Source organism: Brevibacterium sp. SIMBA_078 (assembly GCF_046534565.1).
Classification (GTDB): domain Bacteria; phylum Actinomycetota; class Actinomycetes; order Actinomycetales; family Brevibacteriaceae; genus Brevibacterium.
Genome location: NZ_JAWRYQ010000690.1, coordinates 1 through 228, shown reverse-complemented (window position 1 = coordinate 228; position 228 = coordinate 1). Strand labels below are relative to the sequence as shown.

Below are 228 nucleotides of genomic sequence, written 5' to 3'. Positions count from 1 at the left end.
ATGTTTTTGATAAGTTTTAAATGGATTTACTTGATGGTGATAGATTTTATTTTCAATCACCATCACCCAGTCATTACCCTCTAACAATAAGTCAATCCTTTTATTACTCTTGGTGGTTACTTCACGCCCAGGCTCATTGATGACAGAGAAATCGCCAAAGTCAAAATTGGCTGACTTTGGATTGGCAACAGTTAGAGCATCAAATAGAGCCTCCATCATCAGGTTACC

1 protein-coding gene is annotated in these 228 nt (G+C 37.7%); it reads right to left on the bottom strand.

The annotated features are described in order from the left end of the window. A partial coding sequence (locus tag SB749_RS21235; RefSeq protein WP_410712064.1) for a PD-(D/E)XK nuclease family protein occupies nucleotides 1–228 on the bottom strand: 228 nt, incomplete at both ends.